Source organism: Kitasatospora sp. NPDC058243 (genome assembly GCF_042882025.1).
Lineage (GTDB): Bacteria > Actinomycetota > Actinomycetes > Streptomycetales > Streptomycetaceae > Kitasatospora.
The window spans coordinates 34221-49945 of the sequence record NZ_JBHVWW010000009.1 but is presented as its reverse complement, the minus strand read 5'-3'; the positions used below and the strand labels follow the sequence as shown (position 1 = coordinate 49945).

The 15725-nt window shown below is 73.5% G+C and carries 11 protein-coding genes; 7 read left to right on the top strand and 4 right to left on the bottom strand.

Going from position 1 to position 15725, the window contains the following annotated elements; genetic code table 11:
* Nucleotides 1-162: 162 nt before the first annotated feature.
* The 4 genes from ACFVX9_RS09075 to ACFVX9_RS09060 form a co-directional block, all read right to left on the bottom strand.
* Nucleotides 163-2616: a transglutaminaseTgpA domain-containing protein gene (locus ACFVX9_RS09075; protein ID WP_380481725.1), complete on the bottom strand. Its 2454-nt coding sequence runs from the start codon at nt 2614-2616 to the stop codon at nt 163-165.
* Nucleotides 2613-3929 (bottom strand): DUF58 domain-containing protein, encoded by a 1317-nt coding sequence (locus ACFVX9_RS09070; RefSeq protein ID WP_380372163.1) that lies wholly within the window; start codon nt 3927-3929, stop codon nt 2613-2615. The genes ACFVX9_RS09075 and ACFVX9_RS09070 overlap by 4 nt, the downstream gene beginning before the upstream one ends.
* A gap of 1 nt (nt 3930) precedes the next feature.
* Nucleotides 3931-4875 (bottom strand): MoxR family ATPase, encoded by a 945-nt coding sequence (locus ACFVX9_RS09065; protein ID WP_244293604.1) that lies wholly within the window; start codon nt 4873-4875, stop codon nt 3931-3933.
* A 373-nt stretch (nt 4876-5248) separates the two neighbouring features.
* The gene (locus tag ACFVX9_RS09060; protein ID WP_063347243.1) at nt 5249-5791 is read right to left on the bottom strand and encodes a carbonic anhydrase; all 543 of its coding nucleotides are present in this window, start codon (nt 5789-5791) and stop codon (nt 5249-5251) included.
* 563 nt (nt 5792-6354) lie between these two features.
* Here ACFVX9_RS09060 and rsmH point away from each other — a divergent pair.
* The 7 genes from rsmH to murD all read left to right on the top strand — a co-directional run bounded on the left by rsmH (nt 6355) and on the right by murD (nt 15708).
* Nucleotides 6355-7329: a 16S rRNA (cytosine(1402)-N(4))-methyltransferase RsmH gene (rsmH, locus tag ACFVX9_RS09055; RefSeq protein WP_063347242.1), complete on the top strand. Its 975-nt coding sequence runs from the start codon at nt 6355-6357 to the stop codon at nt 7327-7329.
* A gap of 133 nt (nt 7330-7462) precedes the next feature.
* Nucleotides 7463-7948, top strand: a complete 486-nt coding sequence (locus tag ACFVX9_RS09050; RefSeq protein WP_380426413.1) for a cell division protein FtsL — start codon at nt 7463-7465, stop codon at nt 7946-7948.
* Nucleotides 7945-10137, top strand: coding sequence for a peptidoglycan D,D-transpeptidase FtsI family protein (locus tag ACFVX9_RS09045; protein WP_380481722.1), 2193 nt, complete (start codon nt 7945-7947; stop codon nt 10135-10137). The genes ACFVX9_RS09050 and ACFVX9_RS09045 overlap by 4 nt, the downstream gene beginning before the upstream one ends.
* 6 nt (nt 10138-10143) lie before the next feature.
* On the top strand, nt 10144-11796 hold the full coding sequence (locus tag ACFVX9_RS09040; RefSeq protein ID WP_079135533.1) for a UDP-N-acetylmuramoyl-L-alanyl-D-glutamate--2,6-diaminopimelate ligase: 1653 nt from the start codon (nt 10144-10146) through the stop codon (nt 11794-11796).
* Nucleotides 11793-13196, top strand: a complete 1404-nt coding sequence (murF, locus tag ACFVX9_RS09035) for a UDP-N-acetylmuramoyl-tripeptide--D-alanyl-D-alanine ligase (protein WP_380481717.1) — start codon at nt 11793-11795, stop codon at nt 13194-13196. The genes ACFVX9_RS09040 and murF overlap by 4 nt, the downstream gene beginning before the upstream one ends.
* Complete coding sequence (gene mraY, locus ACFVX9_RS09030) at nt 13196-14257, top strand: phospho-N-acetylmuramoyl-pentapeptide-transferase (RefSeq protein ID WP_063347238.1); 1062 nt, start codon at nt 13196-13198, stop codon at nt 14255-14257. Before murF ends, mraY begins: the two co-directional genes overlap by 1 nt.
* Complete coding sequence (gene murD / locus ACFVX9_RS09025; RefSeq protein WP_387981109.1) at nt 14254-15708, top strand: UDP-N-acetylmuramoyl-L-alanine--D-glutamate ligase; 1455 nt, start codon at nt 14254-14256, stop codon at nt 15706-15708. The genes mraY and murD overlap by 4 nt, the downstream gene beginning before the upstream one ends.
* Nucleotides 15709-15725 lie beyond the last annotated feature (17 nt).

Sequence of the window (15725 nt, the reverse complement as noted above, 5' to 3'; positions counted from 1 at the left end):
CGGACGCTGTCGACGGGAAAAGAAGATTGTTAGTTTCGGACCCGCACACCCCCCGCCCGCTGGGGCGCGCACGCTGGGGACGAACGTGGGGGTGGGTGGTGGGTCGACTCCCCGCCCCGGCGTTCTCGTATCCGCGCGACGGCCCGTTCGCTCGGGCCCCGCTCAGGACTCCCCGGGGTCCTGCTCGGACTCCGGCTTGCGCTTGCGCCGGGAGACCACCCGCCGCACCGGGCCGGTGACCGCGGTGGACACCCGGCCGACCCTGGTGCCGACCGCCTCCCGGGCCGCCCGCAGGGCGTCGGAGATCCGCCACCACAGCTGGGCCGAGGACGGCGGCAGCAGCACCGCCCTGGTCCGCCCGGCCCGGCTGGCGGTGGCCCGCAGGCCCTGCCGGGCGGTCCGGACGTCGGCCGACAGCGGGGCGGTGGTGACCTGGCCGGCCGGAGCGTAGAGCACCCGTTCGGTGGCCAGCGCCAGCCGACCGGCGGCCGCCGCCGAGTCCGCGTCCAGCTCAGCCTTCTCGGTGATCCGCCGGGCGGCCGAGCGCGGGGTGTGTGACTCGTCCGGGGGAATTCCGACGTCCCAGGCGGAGTCGATCAGCTCGTCCCAGGCGGCCAGCACCTGGGCGTCGGTGAGCTCGGCCGGGCCACGGCCGGGCCCGCGCCGGCCGCCGGAGCCGAGCCGGCGCCGGCGCAGCGCCGACCGCCAGAGCATCGGCACCAGCAGCAGCGCGATCACCAGCACCACCACGGCGGCGCTGCCCAGGACCTGCCCGGACAGCAGCCAGGAGTCCTCGGCGGCACTGCTGACGGCCTTGCTCCTGTCGCCGCACTCACCCAGCTGGCGCTGCTTCGCGTCGCAGCCCTTGCTGTCGGTCGGCGCCGGGACCGGCGCCGAGCTCTGCGCGGAGGCGGTCGGCTGCTGGGACGGCGCGGTGGTCGCGGTGGTGGACTGCTCGGTGTAGCGCGGCTGGTTGCCGCGGCTCGGGGTGGGCTCGAAGCGCAGCCAGCCGTAGCCCGAGAAGTACAGCTCGGGCCAGGCGTGGTACATCCGGCCGGTCACCGAGTAGACGTTGCCGCCCTTGGCGTCGCCGGGGGTGAAGCCGACGGCCACCCGGGACGGGATCTTCAGGGTGCGGGCCATCGCCGCCATGGTGGAGGCGAAGTGGACGCAGAAGCCCTTGCGGTCGCGCAGGAAGACCGCGATCGCGTTGCTGCCGGTGCCGCCGTTGACCGCGGTGTCGTACTGGAACTGCGGGCCGGTGAACCAGTTCACCAGCGCCATCGCCCGGTCGTAGTCGTTCGTCGCCTTGGCGGTGACCTCGTGGGCCTGCTGCGCGACGACCGGCGGGAGGTCCTGGGGGAGGCTGGTGTAGTGGTCCCGGATGTCCTGCGGCGCGGTCGAGGCGGTGCGCAGCTCGTTCGCGGTGGGCCGCAGGTCCAGGGCGCTGACGTGGTAGCGCAGGCCGCGGATCGCCCGGTCGTTGGTCGGCAGGACGGTGCGGGTGAACGGGTCGAGCTTCCAGTCGGAGCGGTTGGGGACCTGGACGGAGGCGGCCGGATAGGGCATCGGCAGCCAGCTCTTCTCCAGCCGGTCGCTGATCTGGAAGTCGCCCTCGATCCGGGGGAGGTTGGCGTCCCGCAGGCCCTCGGGGGCGGGGAAGGAGGACGGGAGGTCGTTGACCGTGGTGCTGCCGAGCCGCCAGTTGGTGCCGTCGAACTGGTCCAGTGCCCCGGTGCGCAGGTAGACCTGGTCGGCGATTTCGCTGTCCAGGGTGTAGGTGAGCAGTTCGTTGTTGGTGGGCTTGGTGACCGCCGACTCCAGGCTGACCAGCGGGTCGAGGCTGGTGGCCGACCCGATGGAGCTCCTGCCCGAGGACCCCCCGGAGTCGGGGCTCAGCAGGCCGGAGTCCCAGTGCGGCAGGACGACCGGCAGCAGCAGCGCCGCGACCAGTGCGAGGACGCCGACCTGCTGGCCGCCCGGGCTGACCCGGCCGGAGCTCGTCCAGTTGCGCGAGCCGCCGTGGAAGACCCGGCCCCAGCGGGAGACCCGGTCCTGCCCCTCGGCGAACAGCAGCACCAGGTAGCCGGCCGACGCCAGGGCGAACCAGAGCCAGCTGCCGTGGTCCCCGGAGAGCCCGTTGCCGACCGAGTACAGCGCCAGCAGCGGCAGCCCGGCCAGCGCCGAGCGCCGGTACGTCACCGCGACGGTGTCCACCACGACGGCGACCAGGCCGACCGCGGCGACCAGGATCAGCCGAAGGCCCGGGTTGGGGGGCGCCGGGATGGCGTACACCTGGATGTCGTCCAGGCCGGAGCTGACGACGTGGTCGAGGGCGCGCAGCGAGGACGGCCCGGGCAGCACGCCGCCCAGCAGCGAGCCGGAGCCGGCGAAGCCGATCAGGATCAGCAGGAACAGCACCAGCAGCTGGCCGACCGGCACCGTCCAGCGGTACAGCGGGGCCCGCCGCAGGCCCGCGCCGACCGCCGCGATCACCGCGATCACCAGGAAGGCGTGGGTGACCCAGCTCCTGGTGGTGAGCAGCGGGGTCAGGCAGAGCGACGCGAGGGCGGTGGCCAGCGCCGAGTAGACGGTCAGTTTGGCCCGGGTGGTCACGCGCCGGTCTCTTCTCGGTAGGGGGAGGTCGTCTTGGCGCCGTCGGCGGCCTGCCAGAGGTCCGGGACGGAGTCCCCGGAGCTGACCGGCAGGACGGTCCAGCCGGCCTCGCGCAGCTGCCGGACCCGGTTGCGGAACTCGTCGCCGCCGGTGTTGGGGGCGAGCATCCGCAGGCCCGCCCAGGTGCCGGTGTCGAGGAGGAACGCGACGGCCCCGCCGGTGCGGTTGCGCAGCCGGGCCAGCCGGGCGGTCTGCGCCTCGTCGAGCTCGCCGAGCACGGCGACCAGCAGTCCCTCGCCGCCGGCGCGCAGCGGCTCCTCGGCGCGGGAGAGGCCGCCGCCGTCGGACAGGTCGGCCACCGCGAGCGCGTCCAGGATCAGCCCGGAGGCGTCGGCCGCGGTGTTGCCGCCGCCGGGGCCGGGCACCCACTGGCCGGTGTCGGTGAGCAGTTGGGTCTGGTAGCCGCGCTCCAGCAGGTGCGCGGCGACCGAGGCGGCGCAGCTCACGGCCCACTCGAAGGAGGAGGCGGGGCCGCTGCCCCGGTGGCCGATCTCCCGGGTGTCCAGCAGGACGGTCGCCCGGGCCCGCTGCGGCTGCTCCTCGCGGCGCACCATCAGCTCGCCGTACCGGGCGGTGGACTTCCAGTGCACCCGGCGCAGGTCGTCGCCGGGCCGGTACTCGCGCAGGATCACGTCGTCGTCGCCGGCCAGCGCCAGGGTGCGGGCACGGCTCTCGCCCTGGCCGCCCCACTCGCCGCTCAGCCGCACGTGCGGCAGGGCCTGGACCTGGGGGACGACGGTGAGGACGTCGGAGGCGGAGAAGGAACGGTTCACCTCGCACATCCCGAACGGGTCGGACAGCCGCAGCTGGAGCGGCCCGAGCGGGTAGCGGCCGCGCAGGTCGGAGCGGACCCGGTAGGAGACCTCGCGGTGGCCGCGCGGTTCGACCCGGTCCAGCACGAAGCGCGGGCGCGGCCCGAGCACGTACGGGACCTTGTCCTCCAGGAGCAGCAGCCCGGTGGGCACCCGGGAGACGTTGTCGACCCTCAGGTGGACCCGGGCCTCCTGGCCGGCCACCGCGCGACGCGGGCTCAGCCGGCGGCCGCTGGCCACCCGGTAGCGGGTGTTGGCGACCATCAGCGCGGCGGCCAGCGGCAGTGCGGCGAGCAGCACGCCGACGCGCAGCAGCGCGTCCTGGTCGAGCAGGTAGGCGCAGCCGACCGCGGTGACGCCGGCGGCGAGGAAGGAGCGCCCCCGGGTGGTGAGGCCGCGCAGCCCGGCCCGCAGTCCTGACGTCGGGTCGGACGGGGCCACCTCAGCCCCTCCGGACGGCCGGGCCGCCCTGCGGGCGCGGCAGCGGCAGCCGGGCGACCAGGTCGGTCACGATCTGCTCGGCGGTGCGGCGGCTGAGCTGGGTCTCGGCGGTCGGCATCAGACGGTGCGCGAGGACGGGCACGGCCAGGCGCTGGATGTCGTCCGGGGTGACGTAGTCGCGCCCGTCGAGCGCGGCGGCGGCGCGGGCGGCCCGGACCAGGTGCAGGGTGGCGCGCGGCGAGGCGCCCAGACGCAGTTCGTGGCTGGTGCGGGTGGCGCCGACCAGGTCGACGGCGTAGCGGCGGACCGGGTCGGCGATGTGCACGCTGCGCACCAGGTCGACCAGCTTGAGGATGTCGGAGGCGTGCGCCACCGGCTGGAGGTCCTCCAGCGGGCTGGCGCCGGAGTGCACGTCGAGCATCGCGAACTCGGCCTCGGGGCTGGGGTAGCCGATCGAGATCCGGGCCATGAAGCGGTCCCGCTGGGCCTCCGGCAGGGGGTAGGTGCCCTCCATCTCGACCGGGTTCTGGGTGGCCACGACCATGAACGGCGAGGGCAGCTCGTAGCTGGTGCCGTCGATGGTGACCTGGCGCTCCTCCATCGACTCCAGCAGTGCGGACTGGGTCTTGGGCGAGGCGCGGTTGATCTCGTCGCCGACCACGATCTGCGCGAAGATCGCGCCCGGGCGGAACTCGAAGTCGCGCTGGTGCTGGTCGTAGATGTTGGTGCCGGTGACGTCCGAGGGCAGCAGGTCGGGCGTGAACTGGATGCGGCGGACGGTGCAGTCGACCGAGCGGGCGAGCGCCTTGGCCAGCATGGTCTTGCCGACGCCGGGCACGTCCTCCAGCAGCAGGTGGCCCTCGGCGAGCAGGACGGTCAGTGCGATCCGGACGGCCTCCGGCTTGCCCTCGATCACGCTCTCGATGTTGGCGCGGATCCGGTCCACGACCGCGGCGAGCTCGGGAAGTCCGGCCCGGTGGTACCCGTCCGTCCCCTGGTCGCCCCCCGCAGAACTGCCGAGACCGGCCTGATCGCTGTAGCTCGTCACCCGTATACGCTCCCTGGCACCCTGTGCCCGCCTCACCCCGAGGCCGGACCCCACCCCATGCTTGACGCGGCCTTCCCAGGGGCGGTTCCGTCGGGGATCCGGCGCCGGGGCAGCGGCCTGCGGCCTGGCCGCCCCAGGTGGTTCGGGGTCTGACCGGCAGGCGCATTCTCCCCTGACCGGTGACCAGAAGTCACCCTCGGGAGGGCCCCGGATGCCCGGACGCCGTTGGCCGGGCGGTGCACGGTGCGGGGGCGGTGGTGCGGTACGGGGTTCAGTGGATTTCGCGCAGGAGCCCGGTGTGGACGTCGAAGACGAAGCCGCGGACGTCGTCGGTGTGCAGCAGGAAGGGCGAGGTGCGGACCCGCTGCATGGACTGGCGGACGTCGCCGTCGAGGTCGACGAAGGCCTCCACCGCCCACTGCGGGCGCTGGCCGACCTCCAGTTCCAGCTCGCGGCGGAAGTCCTCGGTCAGCCCGAGCAGGCCGCAGCCGGTGTGGTGGATCAGCGCGACCGAGCGGGTGCCGAGGGCGCGCTGACTGATGGTGAGGGAGCGGATGGTGTCGTCGGTGACGACGCCGCCCGCGTTGCGGATGACGTGGGCGTCGCCCAGTTCGAGGCCGAGCGCCGCGAACAGGTCGAGGCGGGCGTCCATGCACGCCACCACGGCGATCTTCTGGACCGGGCGGGCGTCCATCCCGCCGTCCCGGAAGGTCACGGCGTACTCGCGGTTGTCCGTGACGAAGCGGTCGATGATGGCGGGTCGCGGGGAGTCGGCAGCGTCGGTCGGCGTCGGCCGGTCGGGGGTCACTGTCATGGTGGCGACGTTAGTGCGATTCGGGCGCCCGCGGTGGGGAGGAGAGCTACAGATCGGGCCGCTGTGATCGAGCGCATAGCCACAACGGGCCGACCGCTCCACGCGTTCGGGAGGGTTTGTCCGGGCTGGTCCCGGAGCGCCCGCGGGGCGGGTGCGCGGGTGGGGCGCGCGGCCGCTCCCGCAGGCCCCCGGCCGGCACCTCCGCGGGGCCAGTCCCATGGCTGCGACCTGCGGTGATCCGTACCGCCGCCCGGGTGGTGCGCCGGAGCGGACCATTGACTGGCGGGGTCCGCGCGATAGAGTTTGCGGCGCAGTGGAGCACACCCGCCGGATCCCGTCAACCGGGCTTTTCCGGCCCGGGTGGCCCGGTCGATGCGGCCCGTGGCCTCCACCCGCTCCGTGCCCACCTGGCGCACCTTCCCCGGCGCCGGGCGGTCACGATCTTCCCCTTGGAGCGGGCGGGGACCACGGGCCGCGTCGTCGCGTCGTGCAGTGGTGGGCGAGAATGGTCGAAGCTCCCGGTCGTCGGGCTGCTCCGCACCTGAGGAAGGGCGCCACCGCGCATGACCACCAACGATCCGGGCCCCAAGCACGTTCCGGTCATGCTGCAGCGGTGCATGGACGCCCTGGCTCCGGCGATCTCGCGCCCCGGGGCGGTGGTGGTGGACGCCACCCTCGGCCTCGGCGGGCACAGCGAGGCGCTGCTCACCCAGTTCCCCGAGGTGCGGCTGGTCGCGGTGGACCGCGATCCGCAGGCGCTGAAGCTCTCCGGCGAGCGGCTGGCGCCCTTCGGCGACCGGGCCACCCTGGTGCACGCCGTCTACGACGAGATCCCCGAGGTGCTGGAGCGCCTGGACATCGACCGGGTGGACGGCGTCCTGTTCGACCTCGGCGTCTCCTCGATGCAGCTGGACGAGGCCGATCGCGGTTTCGCGTACGCGCAGGACGCGCCGCTGGACATGCGGATGGACCAGACCCGGGGGATCAGCGCGGCGGAGGTGCTGAACACCTACAGCCACGGTGCCCTGGCCCGGATCCTCAAGGTCTACGGCGAGGAGCGGTTCGCCGGGAAGATCGCCTCGGTGATCCTGCGGGAGCGGGAGAAGGAACCGTTCACCAACAGCGCGCGTCTGGTCGAGTTGGTGCGGAACGCCATTCCGGCGGCGACCCGCCGGACCGGCGGGAACCCGGCCAAGCGGACGTTCCAGGCGCTGCGGATCGAGGTCAACGGCGAGCTGGAGGTCCTGGACCGGGCGATCCCCGGAGCGCTGGAGGCCCTGGCGATCGGCGGTCGGATGGTCGTGATGTCCTACCAGTCGCTGGAAGACCGGCTGGTGAAGCAGTACTTCGCCGCCGGGTCGACCAACACCGCGCCGCCGGGGCTGCCGTTCATCCCGGAGGAGCACCAGCCCTGGCTCAAGCTGATCACCCGTGGTGCCGAGCAGGCCACGGAGGAGGAGATCGAGGAGAACCGGCGCGCCGCGCCCGTACGGCTGCGGGTGGCGGAGAGGATCAGGGACCGTAGCAAGCGGGGCTGAAACGTTGGCCCCGGCGGGGTCCGAAGGGCGGAGGAGAGCAGTGGGGCCGGTGGCCGGTGAGGTCCGGGCGGGGCGGGGATCGTTCCCCGGACAGGGCAGGGCGCGGATCACGGTCCGGCCGGGGCGGCGTCCGGTGCGGGGCCGCACGCCGTTCGCGGTGCTCGTGGTGGTGCTGCTCGCGGCGGGGCTGCTCGGGCTGCTGGCGCTGAACACGGCGCTCAACGAGGGCTCCTTCGAGCTGTCCCGGCTGCAGAAGCAGACCACCGTGGCGACCGACGAGAAGCAGGGCCTCCAGCACCAGATCGACCAGAGCTCGGCGCCGGACGCGCTGGCCCGGCGGGCCGCCGAGCTGGGCATGGTCCCGGCCGGCGGGATGGCCTTCCTGGACGTCCCGAACGGCGGCAAGGTGATCGGCACGCCCGGACCGGCGCAGGACAGCCCGCCGGTCAAGCGTTCGACGGTCGACCCGTGGCCGATGAAGCAGCCGGCGCCGAGCGCCCCGACGGGTGCGCCCCCAGGTGCACCGAGTCCGGCGGCGACGGCCGGTGACTCCGTGGTCCAGATCAACCCGGCCTCCCCGGCCGCGCCCGCACCGTCGACCGGAGGTGCGGGCCGATGAGCACGCCACGTCAGCCGTCCGGAGGCTCCGGCAACGGCCGCCGCCAGCCGCCCAAGGGCGCCGCGCCCCGCGCGGCCGCGCCGCGCGGCCAGTCCGCCGGCAAGGCCCAGCCCGCAAAGGGGCAGCCCGCGAAGGGACAGCCCGTCAAGGGACAGTCCGCGAAGGGGCAGCCGGCCAAGGGCCAGCCCGCCAAGGCCGCCGCCGCCCGTACACCCCGGGCACCGCAGCAGCGCCGCCCCGAGGGCCGCCCGCCGGCCCGGAGCCAGGCCGCCGTCCGGCCGCGCCGCCCGCAGCGCCCCAAGGCGCTCCGGCTGGCCGAGCCCAAGCGCCGCCTGCGGGTGATCACCGTGGTGATGTCGCTGGTGTTCTCGGTGTTCGCCGGCCGCCTGGTGCAGCTCCAGCTGCTGGACTCCGACGCGCTGGCCGCCGACGCCAACACCAACCGCTACCTGAACATCCCGATCACCGCCGAGCGCGGCTCGATAACGTCCTCCGACGGGGTGGCGCTGGCCGCCACCGTCGACGCGTACGACATCACCGCCGACCCGGCGATGTTCACCCCGGCGGCGACCGGCATCCCGGACGCCCCGGAGCAGGCGGCCGCCCTGCTGTCGCCGATCCTCGGCGTGCCCAAGGACAAGATCGCCGCCGACCTGCACACCCCCAAGACCCGCTACAAGCGGCTCGCCGCCCAGCAGACCCCGGCCACCAAGAGCCAGATCAGCGACCTCAAGGCGGGCCTGGAGAAGCAGGCCGGCTCGCGGACCTGCCAGGCCCAGAAGCGGCTGCTGACCAAGGCCGCCGACCAGGGCGGACGCACCCGGGTCGACAACGAGTGCGCCAACCCGCTGGCCGGGGTGTTCAACCGGGAGACCCAGAAGCGGATCTACCCCGCCGACGGCCTGGCCGCCAACCTGGTCGGCTTCGTCAACGGCGAGGGCGAGGGCGCCGGCGGCCTGGAGCTCCAGTACCAGAAGCAGCTCGCCGGCAAGGACGGGCACAGCAGCTACGCCCAGGCGGGCGGCCGGCTGGTGCCCACCGCCGGGGGCTCGATGGACCCGGCCGTGCCCGGCACCGACGTGAAGCTGACCATCAACCGGGACATCCAGTGGGCCGCCCAGCGGGCGCTCACCGACCAGGTCGCCAACTCCGGGGCGGAGAAGGGCTACGTCGTCGTCCAGGACGTGAAGACCGGTCAGGTCCTCGCGATGGCCACCGCGCCCGGCTTCAACCCGAACGACCTGAGCACCGCCAAGCAGTCCCAGATGGGCAACGCCGCGCTGGTCGACGCGTACGAGCCGGGCAGCACCGCCAAGCTGATGACCCTGGGAGCCGTCCTGGACACCGGCAAGGCCACCTGGGACACCAAGGTCACGGTGCCCTACCCGCTGGTCCGGGCCGGCCAGCAGTTCAAGGACGACATCGAGCACAAAACCTGGTACCTGACCCTGGCCGGGGTGCTGGCCAAGTCCTCCAACATCGGCACCATCGAGGCCATGGAGACGCTCGGCGACGGCGACCAGCTGAAGGCCAACCAGATCCTGGACAGCTACATGCGCAAGTTCGGCGTCGCCCAGCCGACCGGTCTGAACTTCCCCGGCGAGACGGCCGGGAAGCTCAAGAAGCCGGAGGACCTGGTCGCCTCGGAGAAGTACAACACCTCCTTCGGCCAGGGCCCGATGCAGATGAACGCGCTGCAGGCCACCTCGGTGTACTCGACCATCGCCAACGGCGGCGTCCGGGTCGCGCCCAGCATCGTCCAGGGCACCACCAGCCCGGACGGCAAGTACACCGCGACCCCGCCGGGCGAGCAGACCAGGGTGGTCGGCGAAGAGACCGCCAAGACCCTCACCTCGATGCTGGAGTCGGTCGTCGACGACGAGCAGGGCACCGGCGGCAAGGCCGCCATCCCCGGCTACCGGGTCGCCGGCAAGACCGGCACCGCCAACCGGGGGGCCGCCAACGGCGTCGGCTACGACGGCTACACCGCCTCCTTCATCGGCTTCGCCCCCGCCGACGCCCCCCGGTACACCGTCTCCTGCACCCTCCAGGGGCCGGTCAACGGCCACTTCGGCGGCCAGCTGTGCGGACCGGTGTTCAAGCAGGTGATGGAGTTCACCCTGAAGACCATGCAGGTCCCGCCCAGCGGCAGCGAGGCGCCCAACCTGCCCGTCGAGTGGAAGCCGTGAGCGAGCATGAGCAACGAGCGGGTCGGGCCGGACGGCGGCGCGGCGAAGGGCCGGTTTGGCCCTGGACACCCTTCGGCGGATAGCCTTCCCGCCGTGCCGAAACCCGATCAAATCACCGTGAGTCCGCCCCGCCCGGCCGGGACCGCCGCCCTGCCGCTCGCCGAACTGGCCCGCCAGCTGGGCCTCGACCCCGTCGAGGGGGGCCTCGTCAGCGGCGTCACCCACGACTCCCGGGCGGTGCGCCCCGGCGACGTGTACGTGGCCTTCCCCGGCGCCAACCACCACGGCGCGGCCTTCGCGGCCCAGGCCGCGGCGGCGGGCGCGGCGGCGCTGCTCACCGACCCGGCCGGCGCCGAGCTGGCGGCCGGCACCGGCCTGCCGCTGCTGGTCGTCGACCGGCCGCGGGCCCGGATGGGCGAGCTCGCGGCCGCCGTCTACGGCCGCCCCTCCGAGCGGCTGCTGATGATCGGGCTGACCGGCACCAACGGCAAGACCACCACCTCCTACCTGGTCGAGGGCGGCCTGCTCGGCGCCGGACGCGCCCCCGGGGTGATCGGCACCGTCGAGATGCGGGTCGGCGACGAGCGGATCAAGAGCGAGCGCACCACCCCCGAGGCCACCGACCTGCACGCGATCCTCGGCGTGATGGCCGAGCGCGGCGCGGACGCGGTGACCATGGAGGTCTCCAGCCACGCGCTGGTCTACGGCCGCACCGACGGGGTGACGTACGACGTCTCCCTGTTCAACAACCTCACCCCCGAGCACCTCGACTTCCACCCGGACATGGAGGACTACTTCCAGGCGAAGGCCCGGCTCTTCCAGCCCGGCAAGTCCCGCCACGGCGTGGTCAACGTGGACGACGAGTACGGCCGCCGGCTGGCCGCCGAGGCCAAGATCCCGGTGACCACCTTCTCCGCCACCGGCGCCGTCGAGGCCGACTGGCGGGCCGTGGACGTCCAGCTCGGCCCGGTCGGCTCCACCTTCCGGGTGCTCGGCCCGGACGGCGCCGAGGCCGACGCGGCCGTGCCGCTGCCCGGCCCGTTCAACGTGGCCAACGCGCTCGCCGCGATCACCCTGCTGGTCGCCGCCGGCCTGCCGCTGGAGCGGGCCGTGGCCGGCGTCGCCGCGGTGCCCGGCGTGCCGGGCCGGCTGGAGCGGGTGGACGCCGGACAGGCGTTCGTCGCCGTGGTCGACTACGCGCACAAGCCGGATGCCCTCCAGGCCGTCCTCGGCTCGCTGCGCGAGGTCACCAAGGGCCGGCTGCACGTCGTCGTCGGCTGCGGCGGAGACCGCGACCCGCACAAGCGCGGCCCGATGGGCGCCATCGCCGCCCGGCTCGCCGACACCGCCCTGCTGACCAGCGACAACCCGCGCAGTGAGGACCCGCTGGCGATCCTCGCCAGCATGCTGACCGGCGCCGCAGCGGTGCCCGAGGCCGAGCGCGGGACCGTCCTGGTCGTCCCCGACCGGGCCGAGGCGATCCGGATCGCCGTCGCCCGCGCCCACGCCGGGGACACCGTGCTGGTGGCCGGCAAGGGCCACGAACTTGGCCAGTACGTACGAGACGAGATCCGCCCCTTCGACGACCGGGAGGTGCTGCGCGAATCCATCACGCAGACCACGGCCGCCCGGGGCGACCGAGGAGTAGAGCAGCAGTGATCGCACTGACCCTCGCCGAGGTGGCCGCCGCAGTCGGGGGCACCCTGGACGGCGCCGACCCCGGCGCCCTGGTGACCGGCCCGGTCGAGGTCGACTCGCGGAAGGTGCGCCCCGGCGGCCTGTTCGCGGCCTTCGTCGGCGAGCACGTGGACGGCCACGACTACGCCGCCGTCGCGGTCGGGGCCGGCGCCGTCGCGGTGCTGGCCGACCACCCGGTCGGCGTGCCCGCCGTCCTGGTCGACAGTGTGGTGGACGCGCTCGGCAAGCTGGCCCGGACCGTGGTCGCCCGCGCCGAGGGCACCGCCGTCGTCGCGCTGACCGGCTCGGCCGGCAAGACCAGCACCAAGGACCTGATCGCGCAGCTGTTGCAGCGCATCGGCGACACGGTCTACCCGCCCGGCTCGCTCAACAACGAGATCGGCCACCCGATGACCGCGCTGCGGGTCGAGCCCGGCACCCGGCACCTGGTCATGGAGATGGGCGCCCGACACAAGGGCGACATCGAGTACCTCACCACGATCACGCCGCCCCGGATCGGCCTGGTGCTGAACGTCGGCACCGCGCACGTCGGCGAGTTCGGCTCGCAGGAGGCGATCGCCGAGGCGAAGGGCGAACTCGTCGAGGCGCTGCCCGCCGACGGCGCCGCGATCCTCAACGCGGACGACCGGCTGGTGCGCGCGATGGCCAGCCGTACCAGGGCGAAGGTGGTCCTGTTCGGGGAATCCCCGGACGCCCACGTCCGGGCGACGAACGTTCAGCTGGACGCCGCCGGACGGCCGTCCTTCACGCTCACCACCCCGGCCGGTTCCGCGCCCGTGCAGCTGCGCCTGTACGGTGAGCACCACGTCTCGAACGCCCTCGCCGCCGCTGCGGTGGCGGTGGAGCTCGGGATGTCCGTCGACGACACCGCGACCGCCCTGGGCGAAGCGGGTGCGCTGTCCCGCTGGCGCATGGAGGTCGTCGACCGGGCCGATGGTGTCACCGTCGTCAACGACGCCTACAACGCGAACCCCGACTCGATGCGGGCCGCGCTGCGGGCGCTGGTCTCGATGGGGGGACGCGGCCCGGAGCGCCGCCGCACCTGGGCGGTGCTCGGCGAGATGCGGGAGCTCGGCGAGGAGAGCCTGGCCGAGCACGACGCCATCGGGCGGCTCGCCGTCCGACTGGACGTCACCAAGCTGGTGGCGGTCGGTGGACGCGAGGCGGCCTGCATGGAACTCGGCGCGAGGAACGAAGGTTCGTGGGGTGAGGAGTCGGTGCTGGTGTCCGACGCGGACGCGGCGGTCGAGCTGCTGCGCAGTCAACTTCGGCCGGGGGATGTGGTCCTGGTGAAGGCGTCCCGTTCGGTGGGGCTGGAGAAGGTGGCCGAGGCCCTCCTCTCGGACGGTGTGGCCGCGTAATGAAGCAGATCCTCTTCTCCGGCATGATCGGCCTGATCCTGTCGCTGGCCGGCACCCCCGCCCTGATCAAGCTGCTCGCCCGGCAGGGCTACGGCCAGTACATCCGTGACGACGGGCCGAAGGCGCACCACAGCAAGAAGGGCACGCCCACCATGGGCGGCATCGCCTTCATCCTGGCGACCCTGATCGCCTACTTCGGGACCAAGGCGATAACGGGCGAGAGCCCGACCGCCTCCGGCCTGCTGGTGCTCTTCCTGACGGCGGGTCTGGGCCTGGTCGGCTTCCTGGACGACTACATCAAGGTGGTCAAGCGCCGCTCGCTCGGTCTGCGGGCCAAGGCGAAGCTGGCCGGCCAGTCCATCGTCGGCCTGGCCTTCGCCGTGCTGGCGCTGCAGTTCCACGACGACCGCGGGCTCACCCCGGCGTCCCAGCACCTGTCCTTCGTGCGGGACTACGGCTGGTCGATCGGCCCCGTGCTGTTCGTCATCTTCGCCTACTTCATGATCGCCGCGACCTCCAACGGCGTGAACCTGACGGACGGTCTGGACGGCCTCGCCACCGGTGCCTCGGTGATGGCCTTCGGCGCCTACACCTTCATCGGCGTCTGGGAGTACGGGCAGAGCTGCGCCTACTCCGTCACCGCGACCGTCAGCTGCTACGACGTCCGCGACCCGCTGGACCTCGCAGTGGTCGCCGCCGCCCTGATGGGCTCCTGCTTCGGTTTCCTCTGGTGGAACACCTCGCCCGCCAAGATCTTCATGGGCGACACCGGCTCGCTCGCCCTCGGCGGCGCCCTGGCCGGCCTGGCGATCTGCTCGCGCACCGAGCTGCTGCTGATCCTGCTCGGCGGCCTCTTCATGATCATCACCCTGTCGGTGATCATCCAGGTCGGCTCGTTCCGGATGACCGGCAAGCGCGTCTTCAAGATGGCGCCACTGCAGCACCACTTCGAACTCAAGGGCTGGAGCGAAGTCCTGGTCGTGGTCCGGTTCTGGATCATCCAGGGACTCTGCGTGGCCGTCGGCCTCGGCCTCTTCTACGCGGGATACCGGACCGGATGACGAACCCCCAGTTGATCAATTCGCAGTTCGTGAAGCTGCCCGTCGTCGTCGCCGGGCTCGGCGTCTCCGGCATCAGCGCCGCGCGCGTCCTGCACGGCCTCGGCGCCCACGTCACCGTGGTGGACGGCGGCAGCGGCGCGGGCCTGGCCGCCCGGGCCGCCGAGCTGGAGGCGCTCGGCGTCACCGTCCGCCTCGGCGACGGCGACAGCCTGCCCGAGGGCACCCGGCTGGTCGTCACCTCGCCCGGCTGGGCGCCCGACCGCCCGCTGTTCGCCGCCGCCGGGGCGGCCGGCATCGAGGTCTGGGGCGACGTCGAACTCGCCTGGCGCCTGCGCCGGCCGCTGCCCGCCACCGGCGAGCCCGCCCCCTGGCTGGCCGTCACCGGCACCAACGGCAAGACCACCACCGTCCAGATGCTCGCCTCGATCCTCACCGCCGCCGGCAGGCGCACCGCCGCCGTCGGCAACGTCGGGGTGTCGGTGCTGGACGCGGTCCTCGCCGAGGAGCCCTACGACGTGCTCGCCGTCGAGCTCTCCAGCTACCAGCTGCACTGGGCGCCCTCGCTGCGCCCGCACTCGGCGGTCGTGCTCAACCTGGCCCCCGACCACCTCGACTGGCACGGCTCGATGGAGGCGTACGCCGCCGACAAGGGCCGGATCTACCAGGGCAACGCCGTCGCCTGCGTGTACAACCTGGCCGACCCGGCCACCGAGGCGCTGGTCCGCGAGGCCGACGTCGAGGAGGGCTGCCGGGCGATCGGCTTCGGCCTCGGCGCGCCCGCCCTGTCGAACCTCGGCGTGGTCGACGGGCTGCTGGTGGACCGCGCGTTCGTGGCCGACCGGGCCAAGAACGCGGCCGAGCTGGGCGCCGTCGAGGACGTCAACCCACCGGCCCCGCACAACATCGCCAACGCGCTCGCCGCGGCGGCGCTGGCCCGGGCGTACGGCGTCGAGCCGAAGGCCGTCCGGGAGGGCCTGCGGGCCTTCCGCCCGGACGCCCACCGGATCGCCGAGGTCGGCGTGGTCGGCGAGGTCGCCTACATCGACGACTCCAAGGCCACCAACACCCACGCCGCCGCCGCCTCGCTGGCCTCCTACCGGCCGGTCGTCTGGATCGCCGGCGGCCTGGCCAAGGGCGCGACCTTCGACGACCTGGTCCAGGGCGCCGCCGGGCGGCTGCGCGCGGCCGTGCTGATCGGCGAGGACCGCGCGCTGATCCGGGAGGCGCTGGAGCGACACGCTCCGGATGTCCCGGTGATCGAGGCGGCCGAGGGCCAGACTGGCGCGGTGGCGATGGCGGAGGTCGTCCGGACGGCCGCCTCGCTCGCCCGGTCGGGTGACACGGTGCTGCTGGCACCGGCCTGCGCCTCGATGGACATGTTCACCAACTACGGCGAGCGCGGCGACCTCTTCGCCGCCGCGGTCCGGCAGCTGGCGGACTGCGGGGAGTGAGCCGAAGGGCCGTGCCG